The sequence below is a fragment of the Acetomicrobium hydrogeniformans ATCC BAA-1850 genome, assembly GCF_000160455.2.
Lineage (GTDB): Bacteria > Synergistota > Synergistia > Synergistales > Acetomicrobiaceae > Acetomicrobium > Acetomicrobium thermoterrenum.
In genome coordinates this window covers 466,142-482,169 of record NZ_ACJX03000001.1, presented here as the reverse complement: position 1 = coordinate 482,169, position 16,028 = coordinate 466,142, and the positions used below count along the sequence as shown (strand labels likewise).

Genomic DNA, 16,028 nt, shown 5'->3' with positions numbered 1-16,028 from the left:
GCCTCTTTCTTCTTAATTAGGGAGAAAGAGGCGTTAATTTTTACATATTGCGCTATCGCTAGTTTATACCTTTACACCTGCGTTAAAACCGAATAACGATGCATCGACTATCTTGCCTACGGATCGAGCGTCGCCCACAGTAATTACGGGGATGCCTTTGTCGGATAAATCCCTTGCTAATTCGCATCCCACGGGTTTTTGTCCCACGGCCAATACTACGTGCTTTGCCGGTATTTGTTTTATTTGTCGCGATGTAACATCTACCATCTCGATTGAGTCAGGGGTTATATTGGTTACCAGACTTTTTGTCAGAGCTTTTACACCCTTAGAGGCAAAGAGTGTAAGAAGATCAAATCTTTCGATTGGCTCCATATCTAGAGCTATATCGTCAAGCATTTCGATTATAGTGACATTGCATCCCTTTCCAAGGAGGTAGTTAGCGGTCTCACAGCCCACTAACCCTCCGCCTACTATTACCACATCTTCTCCTGATGGAATGTTGGCCTTTCCTCTTAAAACGTCCCAAGAAAGAAGAGCCCTCTCTGTGCCAGGGATGTTTGGTACAATCGGCTCTGCCCCGGTGGCTACAATGACGACATCTGGTTTTAATTCGTATAATTTCTCAGCAGTTGCACATTCACCTAGCCTGACAGTGACATTTGTTCGCTTTAATTCTCCTTCAAGCCATTCGGTAAACCAGTTAATTTTATCCTTTCCAGGCGGCAGGCTTGAGAGGTTTAGCTGACCGCCAATTTTATCCTCCTTTTCAATGAGAGTGACTTCGTGCCCCCTCCGGGCAGCGGTTACGGCAGCATATGTTCCGGCAGGCCCGCCTCCGACCACCACGACCTTTTTTCTCTCGCAGGCGGAAGGAAGGCATTGGTACTTCCACTCATACCCTACTTTGGGGTTAACGGCACATCTCATTTTTTGACCAGCAAAGACCTTCAAACCAATGCAAGTGTTGCAGGAAATGCATTTTCGTATCTCTTCGTCGCGTCCCTCATAAGCCTTTTTTGGCCATTCGGGATCGGCTATGAGGCCGCGTCCAATGGCCACAAAATCTGCTTTGCCTTCGGCTATGACTGTTTCTGCGAACTCGGGATTGCGTATAACTCCGACTGTTATGACAGGGATGTTGACAACCTTTTTAATCGCTTCAGCCGTATAAACCCGCCACCCTTCTTCAAAATGGAAAGGCTCAAGCAGTTTTGGCATGGTTTCGTAAATACCAACGCTCACGCTTAGGACGTTTACTCCTGCGTCCTCTAATATCTTTGCAATTATTTTAGCTTCATCCAATGTTATTCCATCTTCCACAAAGTCGTCTGCATTAAAGCGGAAGCATATGGGAAAATTCGGTCCCAAAGATTGTCGAATGCCCTTTATAATCTCGAGGGGAAACCGCATGCGTCGTTCAGTGCTTCCTCCCCACTTATCCGTGCGCTTATTTATATGAGGTGACATAAACTGGCCGATAAGGTAACCATGAGCTCCATGGAGCTCTACGCCATCAATTCCGGCCATCTTGGCCCGAACAGCAGCGCTTACGAATTTTTGTACGAGATCTTCTATCTCTTCGTTTGACAGTTCTCTGGGTGTGACGTTCAAAAACCCTTCATGGGTTGCAGAGGGACACACCGGCTGAATTCCTCCGGTAATGTTCGGAGTAGTTTGTCTTCCGGCATGATGGAGCTGGACGAATACCTTGGCTCCTTCCAAGTGGACGGCTTCGGCTAAATCGGAAAAACCGCCAATGTATTTGTCGTCGTCAAGGCAGAGTTGATTTGTGATGGCCTTTCCCACCGGGCTGTCAACGCAAACTATTTCGGTAATGATCAATCCAACCCCACCACAGGCCCGTTCTTTGTAATAATCGATAAGCACCTGACTTACAGAGCCATCTGCATTTGCAAAGTTTGTGCCCATGGGAGGCATGACAATGCGATTTCTAACATTTAAATTGCCTATCTTTCCTTCGGAAAACAAGTTTTTGTATTTGATTTCCATTATTTCGCACCCCCTCAAATTATGTTAATACAAAATTATTATAGCATGGCCATGAATCCTGAAGCTAATATACCGTATTGTTACATGGCTTATGACGATGAAATACAGCAAGGACTATAGGTCGTATGCGGGTATTTTGAAAATAGTCTATAATTTATTAGGGCCGTAAGGGGAGGTGATGCCCATGGAGGTAGGACAAACAAGCAACATCTCCAGTGAGGCAGTAAAAGACGTGCAGGGTGTTGTTGCTGCGGCTATGTTGAAAAGGACCTTAAATTTGCAGCAGGCAATGTTGCAGGAGCTCTTTCAAAGTCTGGGCATTGGATCAAATTTGGACATACAAGCCTGAAGCCCCCTCCGGGGCAGGAGCGGAACCTCCTGCCCCGGATATTATGTGGTGTAAAATGACTATTACAATATGTTTATGATATAAAGGCAAGTTAACTGGGAGTGAAACTAATGTCTGTGACAATGGCTGATGTAGCGAAAGAGGCAGGTGTTGACAAGGCAACTGTCAGCCGCGTGTTGCGAGGAGACCCCCGAATATCGTCAAAAACGAGGGAAAAGGTCTGGGAGGTCATAAAGCGTCTGGAATATAAACCTAATGCCTTGGCTAGAGGGCTATCGGAAAGAAAGTCAGGGTTAATAAGCGTAGAGGTTGAAGAGCAGCAATTTTCTGGATTAAATAGGTTTTTGAAAGGGATAAATCGCATCATGGCAACTGTGAATAAGGAGCCCATTATTTATGTAGCCGACGATTTTGAGGCGAGCTTTTTGCGATCTCGTTTTGTAGCGCATAAAGTAGAAGGCATTATTTGGGTGGGAAGCCCTCCGCCGGATGTCGATTTTCCCTTGATAGCAGTAGGAGAGACGATAGATAAACATGTAAGCATTGTGCCCTTTTGGGAGGACTTGGCTCAAATGATAATAAAACTAGCTGACGGGCGCAGGATAGTATTTGCGGGAGATACCAAGCCTAATAGAACTCTAAAAGTAAAACTCAAAGGGTACAAAGGAAAGGGTAAAAATTCCCTTTGGGTATGCGACGGGACCTTGCCAAAGGGAATTGGGCGATTAATCAACTCCAATTACGAAATAGATCAGGATTCAGGATTTAAAGAAGAATATTTTCGTAAAGGGGATATGTTGCTTTTGTTCGACGAACGAGATTTCGCAAAAGCCATGGGTGGATATTGCATTCATTTCCCCTGTTTTGAGATGGGCGTTTTGGCAGCAAAGCTTTTAGTCAACATATTGAGACATCGCGATGTCCCTTTTAAAAATTTGGTGAGATTTTCCATTGAATGATAATTTTAATGATGGCTTTTTAAGCTGAAGAATCGAGAAAGGGGAACCCGGTGAAAAAAAAGAGCTATTTTGCCTTTGTAGTTGCCTCAAGTTTTGTTGTCCTTTTGACTATGTGTCTTTCTCTCGTGATTGGCGAGGTACATGTTCCATTAAAGGATGTCGTTTCAATAGTTTTTTCCTATCTCACGTCCTCACAAGCAAGAGATTCGGGGGACGTTTTTAATGCAATTGTCCTTTATGTAAGGCTTCCTAGAACAATAATAGCTTTCTTAATTGGTTCGATCCTTGGGGCTTCGGGTGTGGTTTATCAAGGTCTCCTTCTTAATCCCTTGGCCGAAAGCTATACCTTGGGCGTTGCCTCTGGAGCTGCATTGGGTGCAACTCTTGCAATTGCCTTTAACTTGCCATCGATAAGGCTCTTTGCTTTTTTGGGGGGCATTTTGACTCTTTCCGGAGTATGGGCATTGAGCAGTAGATCACGCTCGATCGATCCAACCAGGCTTATTCTGTCGGGAGTCATAGTAAGCAGCATTCTTCAGGCTTTCATGATGTTGCTTCAAACTTTATTTCCTGAAAAGCTGGGTGCTTTTTTCTTTTGGATCATGGGCAGTTTCAACTCTGCCAGTTGGAGATGGCTTCCTGGGTGTTTAATAGCTTCAGGCTTGGCCTTATTGTTTTTGCTGCTGCATAGAGAGTTAGATCTCATATCCCTAGGGGAGGGAAAGGCCGAAACTTTGGGGATGAACACACATCGTACGAGATGGATCTTACTTTGCATCGTTTCTTTTATAACATCAGTTGCTGTCTCCTATAGCGGTGTGATTGGTTTCATAGGGTTGATAGTCCCGCATTTATTTAGAATGATAGTGGGACATTCTCATATTCGGCTTATTTTTGCCTCTTGGATGGGCGGCGGCCTTATATTGTTATGGTCGGACATTGCGGCACGTGCATTGGGTTCTTTGCCTGTGGGAGTGCTGACGGTCCTTGTGGGAGGTCCTGTTTTCTGTTTTCTTCTGTGGAAGTCGTCTTGATTTAGAGGTGGTGTTTGCTGTTGGATAAAATAGATTCAGAACGCCCCGCAGAGGCGTTAAACGCCCAAGGCGTTTCAGCCTTTTATGGAGACAGGCAAGTTTTGCGCGATATATCGCTTACTGTGCATAAAGATGAGCTTGTTGCAGTACTCGGGCCTAATGGCAGCGGAAAAAGCACGATGTTAAAGGCCTTTGTCAAGTTGGTAAATATGAAGGGAAGCGTAAATATCTTAAACCGTTCCGTAGAAAAGCTATCCCGCAGAGAGTTAGCCAGGATGGTATCTTATATGCCTCAGAAGGCACATATGGCAATGCCTTTTAAAGTTTTGGATGTAGTTTTGTTGGGGCGTTATCCCTGGGTTTCCTTCTTGGGCAGCTACGGAACCTTAGATGTAAAATTGGCATTGCGTTATCTTCAGGAAGTTGAAATGAAGGGCTTTGAAGAAAGATCAGTTACATCCCTCTCGGGCGGAGAACTGCAAAGGGTCTTGCTTGCTCAATGTCTTGCTCAAGACGCAGCCTTGTTGCTGTTAGATGAACCAACGAGTGCTCTCGATCCGAAACATTCGGTGGCTGTTATGAGAGTCTTGAGGGCTTACGCCAACGGGGGCCGAGCGGCCCTTTGCGTCATGCACGATGTCAATCTAGCGCTTCGTTTTGCGGACAGGATAGCTTTGATGAAAGATGGATCAGTTTATAATATCTGTGACACGAAAGATGTCGATGCAGATATGCTGAGCGAGGTATTTGACGTTTCCTGGTACGTAAAACATTGGGATGGCGGGTTGATCGCCATACCCCTTTAAAGTAACCTCGACCTATGTAATCATGAGAGAAAAAAGGGAGTTTAAAGCGATCCCCGCTAACATGGCAATGGAAATCATGATAATTATGCTTTGCAACAGCCTTTTTGCCCCTAATTCCTTGAAAAGCACAACGAACGTAGCGATGCATGGAAAGGTCATGGAAAGCACAACAATTGCTACGATAAGCTGTTGGGGAGTCAGCCCAAGAGGCAATAGCAGGCCTACGGCCACATCTTTTCTCAAGAAACCAAGCAATATCGCGCCAATTGCCTCCGGGGGTAACCCGAGAAGATACACAGCAGGCTTTAAGAAATTAGAGATCAAGGGAAGTATTCCGCTGGAATAAATAAGATTGGCGATCAGGATCCCTATAAGCACCAGAGGAGTTGCCTCTAATAAAAACCCCGATATGCGAAACCAAAGTTTCAGGCCTAGATCTCGAAACGAAGGCAGTCTGTAAGGCGGAATTTCCACAATTAGCTCGGGGCTTTGACCCGATAAAATTTTATTAAGCACATATCCAAGAATCAGCCATACGAGAAAAAGGGAAGCATATATAACCACGACATACCTCATGCCTAGCGAACCAATCGCACCAAATATCATTGCCTGAAGGCCGGCGCAGGGCACGGCAACCGATATCAAGGTAGCAGCAATAAACCTTTCCCGTTCCGATTCCAATACCCTTGTTGCCAGAATTCCTGGGACATTACAACCTAGACCCAAAAGGGTGGGCACTATTGCAAATCCGTGAAGGCCTATCCTGTGCAGTAGCGCGTCAAAAAGCACGGCCAAGCGTGGTAGGTAGCCAATATCTTCAAGCAAAGATAAGATTAAATAAAATGAGATTATATAGGGGAATACCATAGCAAATTCCACGTATAATCCCGTCGACAGAATTCCAAAGCTCTGTTCCCAGTCCAAGTTTCCGTCAATGAGGTGCCCGATGAGTATGTCATGGAGGAATCCCGAGCCACCCAGCAGATTAGACAAAGAAGCAAGGAGTGGACTCCAAAATCTGTCGAATAGAGGGTCAAAGACGTAATCAATCAACCCCTCGCCAATAGTTCTTATTGTGTAAAAGCTCAATCCTATGACCAATAGGCTCAATATCAGACCTGATACGGGATGAACGCTTATATCCTCAAGGCGATCGCGAAAAGTGTGGTGTCTGTGTGTTACCTGCTGGGATCGCATAACTATATCGCCTATCAACCGCCATCGCTCGTCTTTGCCCATGGGAAGTATGAAGGAGGGGCGTGCCTTTGCGAGGGCGTCTTTGAGTGCAGATATACCTTCTCCGGTAACGGCAACAGTCGACACAACGGGGATGCCCAGCTCTCTTTCCAGCGTTTGCAAATCTATATGTATGCCCTTGTGTCTGGCTTCATCAACCATATTTAAGACCAATACCGAAGGGTAACCTTTTTCAAGTACCTGAAGTGCCAAATAGAGGTTTCTCTCTAGCGCAGTTGCATCCGCGACTATTACAACTATATCTCCACCTTCGTCTAAGATGCGACGGGCAACTTCCTCTGCTTCGTTAGTTGGATCCAATGTGTAAGCACCCGGCACATCTATGAGCTTGTACGTTTCTCCGTCGATTGAAACGGATCCTTCAAGAAAACCTACGGTAGTCCCGGGGTAATTGGAGGAAATGGCATGTAATCCCGTCAATCGGGAAAATATAGCGCTTTTGCCGACGTTTGGGTTTCCCATTAGAAGGACTTTTTTAATTTTTTGGCCGCTCTTCGTCGTTTTTGATACGTCTTTATTGCCATTATGGCTGCAACGAAAAGACAGAGGGCACTCGCTGCAATGTATCCCCATACCACAACCTGTATTGCTCTCGAAGTCATCTAGGTTGGCATTGTTTCGACCATTGGTTTTTCGTTTTTTTAATATGTCGAAAAGTCCGTGGCAGGACATACGCATCACCCTTCTAGAGATCCGTTTTCCACAAGTTTTACCTTAACTCGTGAGGCTGCCATATAACCTATCGCTGCCTGTCTTCCGTCGATTTCGATCGTCACCGGTCCGCAAAAAGGCATTCCATAAAGTTTTTTTATCTTTTTGCCAGGCCTAAGGCCCAGCGCTTCCAGTCTTTTTCCACACTGGCCCAGTGGCAAAGATGCTATCTCTGCATATTTACCGTTAGGCAATAGGATAAGGGACATGCTCTCTTGATCATCACATTTTCTCGCTAACATGTTATTAAAACTTCCTTTCCAAATATATTGCACGCGCTGCTGACCAATAAAAAATCAAAGAACATTCGAAAAAAGTTAGCCTAGCCAAATTTATATCCTAAAACAAAAGATGTCAAGCTTGATTGATACAGGCTTATCAAAGGTCTTAGAAGATGGGTCGTATTGTAATCTCCTTGTCTTCAGGAAATTTTATCTCATATCTCACTTTTATGGCTCCTGTCTCTCCCTGTTTTAATCTCAATTTCCAGGTGTAAATACCCTTTTGAGTTGTCTCCGTTGGCTCCGGTTCGATACTTATATTTGAAACTTTGATATCTTGATGGGAACTTACGGGAATTCTATCTACGATTGTAATATAACTCTCTTGGGAAAGTCCGTTTACTACAGTGATGTCATAGCCATCCAGAAGAGTGCCTTTTGTCCACTTTTCACCGGTTTTTGGTATCAGGTCTACTTTGGTTGCTCTGACCAATGGAGATTTACCTAGGGAAAACCTCAAATTTTCGCCCGCACTTGTATTGTCTATTAAGCTTGTTCCCGTAGGAGTATTGTCGATAGAAAGATGGACTTCTCCTTTGGCAAGAGATTTTTCAATTGGTTTAGTTTGTACGATAATCCATGCTTCAGGATCTATTTGAGGTAAGCAACGTATTTCTATTTCTGTCTTTTCGCTGTACTTTTCGAGGGGGAGTAATGCTAATTTTCCCGTACCGGCAATAGTGGAATCCACGGTATAAACTATACCCGGAAGAACTTCGGCTCTTGTTTCTGCCTTTTGCTCGAAACTGGCGATATCTCGCGAAAGCGCTTTAAGGGTAATCGGTTCTCTGAACTCCACTACCAAAGGCGGAAGTTCGGGCATGCCGATTTCATCCTTGGCAGTATGGGTGTAAAGTGATATTTTTCCATTCCAAGGAATTCCCGTTTTTTGATATATTTCAGCCTTGACATCCAGCGTCAATTCTCCTCGTTTGGTGTCGTAATTAGCATAGTAAACTGGGCGCCATCGAGCTTCGTGGCTGAAGGCCTTAAGGAGGATTTCGCCCTTTCCGGTCGATGAAATCGCAACCCTGGCTGCAAAATCATCGGTAGGGCTAAGGGCATTCCATTGGTCCTGTAAATATTTCAAGTTGTTTTTTTGGGCTTCCAGTTTTAGCTCCAAATCGAATATGCTTTGTTCAGTTGCGAACCTATCTTTTTGCAATTCCGAGATTATCTCTTTAGCCTTACGCGGATCGGAGGGAAGTGGAATGGTTTCAAACATCCCGGCAGATTGTTTGAGGGCATTTAACTGGGAAGCCGTTTCGGCCACTTTCGATTGCAATGAGTTAATTTGTTTTTTCAACTCCCCAAGTTCGGATGGGATCCAATCTCCCAGATATTCTTTGTCTATTTCCAGTTTCGATATATTTACGCCCGAATCCGAATATATCGATATGCTGTTAGGGTCTATTGTTGGAGGGAGTATAACGGTTGCTTCGCCTGAAGGCATTTCAAAGTAAAGCAGGGCTCCTTCGGAAAATATTTCTATTTTAGATGGTGATAGCATGTTAAAATCGCCTTCTACAGCCAAAGACGAGTGTGTACCCATCGATGTCATTAAAGCCACCGCAAATAAATATAGGCCCAGACGTATTTTCCTCATTTTTACATCTCCCTTGCTTTTTCTCAAAATTTCGTATCCTTACGGGACTATATTAGAATAAAATGACAAAATAAGATAGCTCTAGGATCCGAGGAGGCGTTGGAAGATGAGAATAAAAACCATCAGTGCAGGTGCTGTGATCTTTTATTGGGAAAATGACAGGCCTGTTTATTTGCTTCTTAGGGCTTATAGAAATTGGGATTTTCCAAAGGGCGAGATAAAACCGGAGGAACATCCCTTAGAAACCGCTAAGCGCGAGGTTGCAGAGGAGACGGGTTTGACCGATGTGATATTTTATGACAATGTTACTGAAACACCTCCCTATGGCAAAGGAAAGGTTGCCATGTTTTATATTGCAGAAGCCAAAACCAAGGACGTATTTCTTCCAATATCTCCAGACCTGGGGCGTCCCGAGCATCATGAGTGGAAGTGGTTGCCCTATGATGATGCGAGAGCTCTTTTGAACGAAAGGTTAAAAGCGATTCTTGAATGGGCTCACCAAAAAATTTTAAAAGAGAGGATGCCCAATTCCTGAACATCCTCTAAGGTCGCTTCAGCTACATATATTTCTGATCCTGCAGGCCGATCAGCTTCCAATTTCAGGGACTTCCTTCAAGAGTCTTTCGGCAGGTTCTTTGCTCAATAAGGCACATGCCGAAAACACGCCGAGGCAAATTGGCCATTCTAAGTATATTACGTGAGGAACAATATGAGTCGAAGGAAATAAAGTCCAGGCTACCCAAATCACTACCGATGCCAATATAGTCCAAAAACCACAATTCTTTTTGCACAGAGCCGGCGCGAAGATATTGGCTAATATTAAAAGGGTAAAGGAGGATGTCATGGCTAAAGCGGTTGTAATGGTCTTTAAAATTCCGACAGATGTCAGGGCCAGCCATAACGTGGCTGCACTGACGAGCAAGACGGCGAGCCGTGAAATGAGCAACTCTCCCCGTGGCGTTATTTTTTCAGGCATAAGCCTTTTTAGAAAATCTTCGGTGACCATGGTTGAACACCCGAGAAGCAATCCCACTGCTGTCGATATATCCGCAGCCCACAAGGATGCGAGCAACAATCCTCCAACTGCCGGTGTTATGTGGGTGACCAGGATGGGCAGTGCCATAGCGGCATTTTCCAGGCCAGGGAATTGGGCAGCGGCAATAATCCCAAAGAGCGCGCACAAAAATCCAGCAGGTATGGTTATTATTCCTCCTATAATAAAACCGCGGCGTGCAGTACGGCCGTTCCTGGCGGCAAAGGCAATTTGAGATATTGCCTGGATCGAGAAGGTTTGAGTGATCATGACGACCATCCAAGCCATTATAATAGAAAGCCCAACACCGCTAATAGGATGAAACCATGGTCCGTCTGCCGGGAGTCGGGAAGTTATGGCTTCGAAACCGCCAAAATTCGAGACCGAGATAAAGATAGCTACCACTACTCCGAGATAGATTATGATTACGTTTATCAGATTGGAGAGTCCTGCTGCCCAATATCCGCCTATCAGCGTAATGCCGACAAAGACCAGGGCCGTCAAGAGAACTCCTTGCTGGAAGGTAAAAATAGACGGCAGCAGAGCGGTAAGAATTGCGCCTCCTGCAACGTACTGAAGAGAAGTGATGACCATCATTATTAATATTTGAGCTACTATGCTTATCAATCTGCTGGAGGGGCCATACATGCGCTCCATCATTTCCGGTATTGTACGAACCTCCATGCGCCTAAAAGCATCGGCGACCAGTATACCTACTATGATGCCACCTGCTCCCCAAGCTGCATTATACCAACCGGCCGAGATGCCCTGCGTATAAGCTCCTTCGGCTACCCCTACAGTAGAAGCCCCTCCTATTGCAAGCCCCGTCAACATCGTCGCAACAATGATGGTCGGGAAGTGCCTTCCTGCTAACAGGTAATTCAAAGCTCCTCCCCCGCCTCGATTGACAAGGCGTGTCGCGTACCACGAGATAACATATAACATCGCAATATAACCAATTAATATAAATAATTGAACGCTCAATTAAATAACACCTCCATAAAAGCTATGATAAAATATCGAATTGGCTTGCCTGAAATTTTTCCAATAATCTTAATTAAAAGCCCGAGATGTGTCAATTGAAACCAAGGATATTAGAATTGCAGGAACCTCCATGGCAGACGCACGATTTTCGGGCAGAAGAGAAATTGATCGCAAGAAATTAGCATAATATATAACCCTGGGTTAAAATGTATAGGGCCTCTTGAAAAAGGAGTGGTGGTCATGTTGAATTGTGGTATTGTCGGGCTTCCCCTGTCGGGCAAGACGACGATTTTCAATGTCTTAACGAGCGCTCGAGCGGAAGTCAAGTCCTATGCCGGAGGGAAGACGGACCCAAATAGAGCTGTTGTGGATGTCCCTGATGGGAGATTGCAGGAACTTGCATCAGTATATAAACCGAAAAAGACGGTTCCTGCCCAAATCGAATTTGTCGATTTGGCCGGCCTTTCTAAGGATGCAAGCAAAGGAGCCGGTTTGGGTAATGCCTTTTTGACTTTCGTTGCCGATTCTGACGCATTGATTCACATCATAAGATGTTTCGATAATGCTGAAGTTGCCCATCCCGAGGGAAATATAGACCCCTTAAGGGATTTCGAAATAGTTGAGATGGAATTAATATTTAGAGATCTGTCCGTTATAGAAAATCGTCTGGAAAGGCTGGCAAAAAAGAAAGTGCTGCAGAAGGAAGAAGAACAGGAAAAGGAATTGCTGGAAAAGTGTCATTCCCATCTTCTGTCTGAAAGGCCATTGAGGGAGTTGGTATTTTCCGATACAGAGCATAAAAAAGCGAGAGGTTTTTCCTTTTTGACGCTAAAGCCGGAGTTGATAGTTTTAAACTTGGATGAAACGCAGACGTCTGACGATAAAATTCCCGATTACGATAAAATAGTCCGGTTGGCAGCGGAGAGGGGACTTTCCTTGATAAAGATTTACGGCAGGATGGAAATGGAGATGGCCGATCTTTCCTCGGAGGACCAAAAAGAATTCATGAAAGAGCTTGGCATAACGAATCCCGGAAGGGAGAGGCTAATAAGAGAGGCCTACAAAATGCTTGGGTTGATTTCCTTTTTTACAGTGGGCCATGACGAAGTTAGAGCTTGGACTATACCCCAAGGTTCTACCGCTTTGGATGCAGCAGGAGCTATCCATTCTGATTTAGCCAGGGGGTTTATAAGGGCTCAGGTAATACACTTCGATGATTTCAAGCAATTGGGATTTTCCATGGCAGTGGCCAGAGAGAAGGGCCTGCTTCGCCTGGAGGGCAAGGATTACATAGTAAAAGACGGAGATATTATAGAAATACGATTCAATATATAAAGCAAGGTGATAAAAATGACATATAGGGGTATTGCGATGACGATAGCCGGCAGCGATTCCGGTGGAGGAGCCGGTATAGAAGCTGATCTTGCAACTTTTTTGCATTTGAAGGTTTTTGGTACTGCTGCTTTGGCGGCAGTAACAGCTCAAAACAGTTTGGGAGTGCACAAGGTCTTCGATATACCTTGCGAGATGGTTGGCGCCCAAATAAAGGCAATATTGACTGATTTTTCTGTAGGTGCCGTAAAAACAGGCATGCTTTCGCGCGAGGAAACCATTTCAGAGGTAGCTGAGGGCATAAAAACTTATAGAGTGACCAAATTGGTGGTGGATCCTGTCATGGTTGCTCAAAGCGGAGATCCTTTAATGTTTGGAGGGGCCGTTAACGCTATGATCGGTGAACTTCTTCCCCTTGCCTTTATAGTAACCCCAAACATTCCTGAAGCGGAAAAACTAACAGGGATGAAAATTACCTCTCTTGACGAAATGAAGGAGGCAGCTAAGGTCATTGCTGAATTAGGCCCTAAAGGTGTGTTTGTAAAGGGAGGACATCTGGAGGGTGAAAGGGTTACCGACCTTTTTTACTATGAGGGAAAGTTTCATGTCTTCGAGCATGAAAGGATACATACGAACGATCATCATGGAACAGGTTGTACATTGTCGGCGGCGATTGCGGCGGAATTGGCTGCAGGTACCGATACTTTAGAAGCGGTGAAAAGGGCCAAAGATTATACCAGGCTGGCTATTCAACATAGGTTCAAAGGTGGAAAGGGGTATGGCTGTGTGGGGCATATTTTCAAGGTAGACTGGCTTGAAAATTCCGATTAAACAGCTTTCTTTTCGCTAGATGGGGGTGTGTAGATGGACAATCTAGAATTGGAAACTCGCTTTGCCGATGTATTTAACAATTTGCTGCAGCATAAACCATTAATATATCACATGACCAACATGGTAGCTATTAGTGGGCAGGCTCATTTGGCTTTGGCTATTGGTGCTTCTCCCGTTATGTCGCTTTATCCCGGAGAAGCTGCTGAATTGGTCGCCGTATCTGATTCATTGTTGGTTAACATAGGTACCCCTACGAGAGAAGGAATTGAAGCCATGTTCGTTGCGGCAAGAGAGGCTAGAGAATTGGGAAGACCTGCCCTCATTGATCCGGTTGGCTATGGAGCGACTAATATGAGAACGGATCTTGTAGAAAGGTTACTCGATACTAAGGCTTTTGGCGTAATAAAGGGCAACGGTGCTGAGATCTCATTGCTTGGCGGTGAGGGCGCTCAAGTGCGAGGAGTTGATTCAGCAGATTCTCCCCGAGCTGCACTGGCTGCCAAAACAGTCTCACGCAAATATAACTGTATTGCCGTTGCCACAGGCCCGATAGATTATGTTTCTGACGGAAGAGACGTCTTTGCCTTAGAGAGCGGTCACGAATGGCTTTCCCTCATTTCCGGATCAGGATGTTATGTGGGCACTATCATAGCAGCTTGCATGGCTATAACTGAACCTTTGGTTGCAGCTTTGGCGTCTCTGGCATTGATGGGTTTTGTTGCAGAAGTGGCGGTTAAGAAATCCTACGGTCCCGGGAGTTTTCATTGCAACCTATTTGATGCCCTTTTTGCTTGCGTAAGAAACCCCTCGTCCATCGTGTTTCCAAAGTGGCAAATATTAGATTTATAGTGCTGCAAGAAGGTGAAGTTATTGGATTTGAAGGATAGATTAAAGCTTTACGTTATATTGGACAGGAGATTGGGAAGGGGAGTGCCTTTGTGCGACCAGGCAAGATTGGCTATACAAGGGGGCGCTACAGCCATTCAACTTCGCGATAAAAGGATGCAGGGGCGAGACTTTTATCGGGCTGCTTTAGCGATAAAAGAAATATGCAAAGAAAAGGGCGTTCTTTTCATAGTAAACGACAGGTTAGATGTAGCTTTGACCGCCGGTGCCGATGGCGTCCATCTTGGACAGGAAGATTTGCCTCTAGAGGCAGCGGAAAAAATAGCTCCCGAAGGTTTTATTATAGGCATATCCGTTAGAACTCCAGATCAGGCAATCGAAGCAGAAAGGAAAGGCGCTGATTATCTTGGAGTAGGAGATGTCTTCGGAACGTCCAGCAAGCCTGATGCGAAGACGATAGGCATCGAAGGGTTGAAAGAGGTTTGCGTTAACACAAAATTGCCCTGCGTGGCAATTGGGGGGATAGGGGTACATAACGTAAAGCAGGCTTTGCAAGCTGGAGCAGTGGGCGTTGCTGTAATATCTGCTGTAATATCGCAAAAGGACATAGCTGGCGCTGCAAGGACTTTGAGGTCTTTAGTTTCTTAATTTAGCGGTATACCTCGTATGTGGAAACAAATTTTTTGGATTTTGTGGATCGGAGCCGTAACGTGGGAGGTTTTTCTTCATTCACTGGAGTGGCGACATCTGATTAAAATGAAGTTAAATCTCAATACGGTTTTTGATGGCTACGTCCAAAAGTCCACAGTTAACGACAAAAACGTTGACTACGCCATTGAACACTTGAGAATCTCTTTGGGAGAAACGCTCACCAATTACTTAATAAGCGCTATTATCGTCGCCTATGACCTTCCAAAACTTGTCGATGGTTTAACCGCTCAAATTAGTTCGCCCATTTTCAGGGCCGGAGCATTCGGCATTGCTTTTGGGCTTCTTTTTTGGGTATCTTCTTTCCCATGGGCGTGGGCTAAAGTATTCTATGTCGAAAGTAAGTATAAATTTAATAAGACTACTAAAAGCATATTCATCAAAGACCAAGCCATAGTATTAAGTTTTATTGTTTTGTTGTCTTTTTTGGGATTTGCCTGTTTTGCCGTTATATTTGAAAGTCGGATATGGCCACTTTATCTGATGTTTGTCTTCGCTTTGTTTGAAATCGTTGCCATGATACTTGTCCCCTTGGTGGTCATCCCGCTTTTCTTTGAACTTAACCCTCTTGCCGATGAGGAGCTCATATTTAAAATCAATGAGTTGTTGCGTAAATTGGGCATCAATAAAATAAAAGTTTTTGTCGCCAATGCATCCAAGAGGACGTTGCATAGCAATGCCTTCGTAACAGGTCTTGGAAGGAATAAAAAGATAGTGCTCTTCGATACCCTTGTTTCGAGCCTCGCCGCGGATGAAGTTATTGCCGTTTTGTTACATGAACTGGGGCATTGGAAACTTGCACACGCCCTGAAGCGCATAGGCTTGGTTTTAGCGATTCAAGCGGTCTTAGTATACTTCGCCTTTGTCATGTCCAATGTCGGCTTCATGTATGATTTTCAAATTCAAAATCCTCAACAGTTCGCCATTTATGCCTTTCTTCTGTTAAATATGGTAGTTACTCTCTTTTTTCAACCCTGCCTGCTGAACTTTATAAGGCGACAAGAAACAAAGGCCGACTTATTTGCTGCCCGACATGCAGGCAGTAGTCTAATGATAAACGCACTTTCAAAAATATCGACCGATAACATGGCCTGGTTGCCTCGGCATTTTTTATATAAAGCGTGGTACTGCACACATCCGCCCATTCCGGAGAGGCTAAGGTTTTTAAAAACTTTTACCAATATTTAGATGTGGAATTAAATATAAGAATGACTTCTGTATATAGGTCTTCTAAATACATTATTTTTATGTATAATAAACCCTGATAGGTATAAATTGAAT

15 protein-coding genes are annotated in these 16,028 nt (G+C 44.6%); 10 read left to right on the top strand and 5 right to left on the bottom strand.

Features of this window, described 5'->3' with window-relative positions:
- Window positions 1–63: 63 nt before the first annotated feature.
- The gene (locus HMPREF1705_RS02355) at window positions 64–2,010 is read right to left on the bottom strand and encodes an FAD-dependent oxidoreductase (protein ID WP_009200306.1); all 1,947 of its coding nucleotides are present in this window, start codon (window positions 2,008–2,010) and stop codon (window positions 64–66) included.
- Between the two features lie 184 nt (window positions 2,011–2,194).
- Here HMPREF1705_RS02355 and HMPREF1705_RS10875 point away from each other — a divergent pair, with 184 nt between their 5' ends.
- The 4 genes from HMPREF1705_RS10875 to HMPREF1705_RS02340 all read left to right on the top strand — a co-directional run bounded on the left by HMPREF1705_RS10875 (window position 2,195) and on the right by HMPREF1705_RS02340 (window position 5,158).
- Window positions 2,195–2,359 (top strand): hypothetical protein, encoded by a 165-nt coding sequence (locus HMPREF1705_RS10875; protein WP_165588955.1) that lies wholly within the window; start codon window positions 2,195–2,197, stop codon window positions 2,357–2,359.
- A gap of 110 nt (window positions 2,360–2,469) precedes the next feature.
- Window positions 2,470–3,318, top strand: a complete 849-nt coding sequence (locus HMPREF1705_RS02350; protein ID WP_242603497.1) for a LacI family DNA-binding transcriptional regulator — start codon at window positions 2,470–2,472, stop codon at window positions 3,316–3,318.
- Between the two features lie 50 nt (window positions 3,319–3,368).
- The gene (locus HMPREF1705_RS02345; protein WP_009200309.1) at window positions 3,369–4,352 is read left to right on the top strand and encodes a FecCD family ABC transporter permease; all 984 of its coding nucleotides are present in this window, start codon (window positions 3,369–3,371) and stop codon (window positions 4,350–4,352) included.
- Window positions 4,353–4,372: 20 nt separating this feature from the next.
- Complete coding sequence (locus HMPREF1705_RS02340; protein ID WP_242603496.1) at window positions 4,373–5,158, top strand: ABC transporter ATP-binding protein; 786 nt, start codon at window positions 4,373–4,375, stop codon at window positions 5,156–5,158.
- A gap of 12 nt (window positions 5,159–5,170) precedes the next feature.
- Here the strand turns inward: HMPREF1705_RS02340 and HMPREF1705_RS02335 are convergent, their stop codons facing one another.
- The 3 genes from HMPREF1705_RS02335 to HMPREF1705_RS02325 all read right to left on the bottom strand — a co-directional run bounded on the left by HMPREF1705_RS02335 (window position 5,171) and on the right by HMPREF1705_RS02325 (window position 9,013).
- Window positions 5,171–7,093 (bottom strand): ferrous iron transporter B, encoded by a 1,923-nt coding sequence (locus tag HMPREF1705_RS02335; RefSeq protein ID WP_009200311.1) that lies wholly within the window; start codon window positions 7,091–7,093, stop codon window positions 5,171–5,173.
- Window positions 7,093–7,368: a FeoA family protein gene (locus tag HMPREF1705_RS02330; protein ID WP_009200312.1), complete on the bottom strand. Its 276-nt coding sequence runs from the start codon at window positions 7,366–7,368 to the stop codon at window positions 7,093–7,095. Before HMPREF1705_RS02330 ends, HMPREF1705_RS02335 begins: the two co-directional genes overlap by 1 nt.
- A 145-nt stretch (window positions 7,369–7,513) precedes the next feature.
- A complete protein-coding gene (locus HMPREF1705_RS02325; RefSeq protein WP_009200313.1) occupies window positions 7,514–9,013 on the bottom strand; it encodes a DUF4139 domain-containing protein in 1,500 nt (499 codons plus the stop codon).
- A 106-nt stretch (window positions 9,014–9,119) separates the two neighbouring features.
- On the opposite strand from HMPREF1705_RS02325, the gene HMPREF1705_RS02320 reads away from it, so the two are divergent.
- Window positions 9,120–9,548 carry a bis(5'-nucleosyl)-tetraphosphatase gene (locus HMPREF1705_RS02320; RefSeq protein WP_009200314.1) on the top strand — a complete coding sequence of 143 codons (429 nt, stop codon included), beginning with the start codon at window positions 9,120–9,122 and terminating at the stop codon, window positions 9,546–9,548.
- Window positions 9,549–9,599: 51 nt separating this feature from the next.
- Here HMPREF1705_RS02320 and HMPREF1705_RS02315 read toward each other — a convergent pair whose 3' ends face one another.
- Window positions 9,600–10,931 carry a sodium:solute symporter family protein gene (locus HMPREF1705_RS02315; RefSeq protein ID WP_242603495.1) on the bottom strand — a complete coding sequence of 444 codons (1,332 nt, stop codon included), beginning with the start codon at window positions 10,929–10,931 and terminating at the stop codon, window positions 9,600–9,602.
- Window positions 10,932–11,270: 339 nt separating this feature from the next.
- Between HMPREF1705_RS02315 and ychF the strand changes: the two genes are divergently transcribed.
- The 5 genes from ychF to HMPREF1705_RS02290 are packed head-to-tail and all read left to right on the top strand — an operon-like array spanning window position 11,271 to window position 15,935.
- Window positions 11,271–12,365: a redox-regulated ATPase YchF gene (gene ychF / locus HMPREF1705_RS02310; protein ID WP_009200316.1), complete on the top strand. Its 1,095-nt coding sequence runs from the start codon at window positions 11,271–11,273 to the stop codon at window positions 12,363–12,365.
- Window positions 12,366–12,380: 15 nt separating this feature from the next.
- Window positions 12,381–13,193: a bifunctional hydroxymethylpyrimidine kinase/phosphomethylpyrimidine kinase gene (gene thiD / locus HMPREF1705_RS02305; RefSeq protein ID WP_009200317.1), complete on the top strand. Its 813-nt coding sequence runs from the start codon at window positions 12,381–12,383 to the stop codon at window positions 13,191–13,193.
- Window positions 13,194–13,226: 33 nt separating this feature from the next.
- The gene (gene thiM / locus HMPREF1705_RS02300; RefSeq protein WP_009200318.1) at window positions 13,227–14,042 is read left to right on the top strand and encodes a hydroxyethylthiazole kinase; all 816 of its coding nucleotides are present in this window, start codon (window positions 13,227–13,229) and stop codon (window positions 14,040–14,042) included.
- A gap of 12 nt (window positions 14,043–14,054) precedes the next feature.
- Complete coding sequence (gene thiE, locus HMPREF1705_RS02295; RefSeq protein ID WP_009200319.1) at window positions 14,055–14,687, top strand: thiamine phosphate synthase; 633 nt, start codon at window positions 14,055–14,057, stop codon at window positions 14,685–14,687.
- An 18-nt stretch (window positions 14,688–14,705) separates the two neighbouring features.
- Window positions 14,706–15,935: a M48 family metallopeptidase gene (locus HMPREF1705_RS02290; RefSeq protein WP_009200320.1), complete on the top strand. Its 1,230-nt coding sequence runs from the start codon at window positions 14,706–14,708 to the stop codon at window positions 15,933–15,935.
- The last annotated feature ends 93 nt before the right edge of the window (window positions 15,936–16,028 follow it).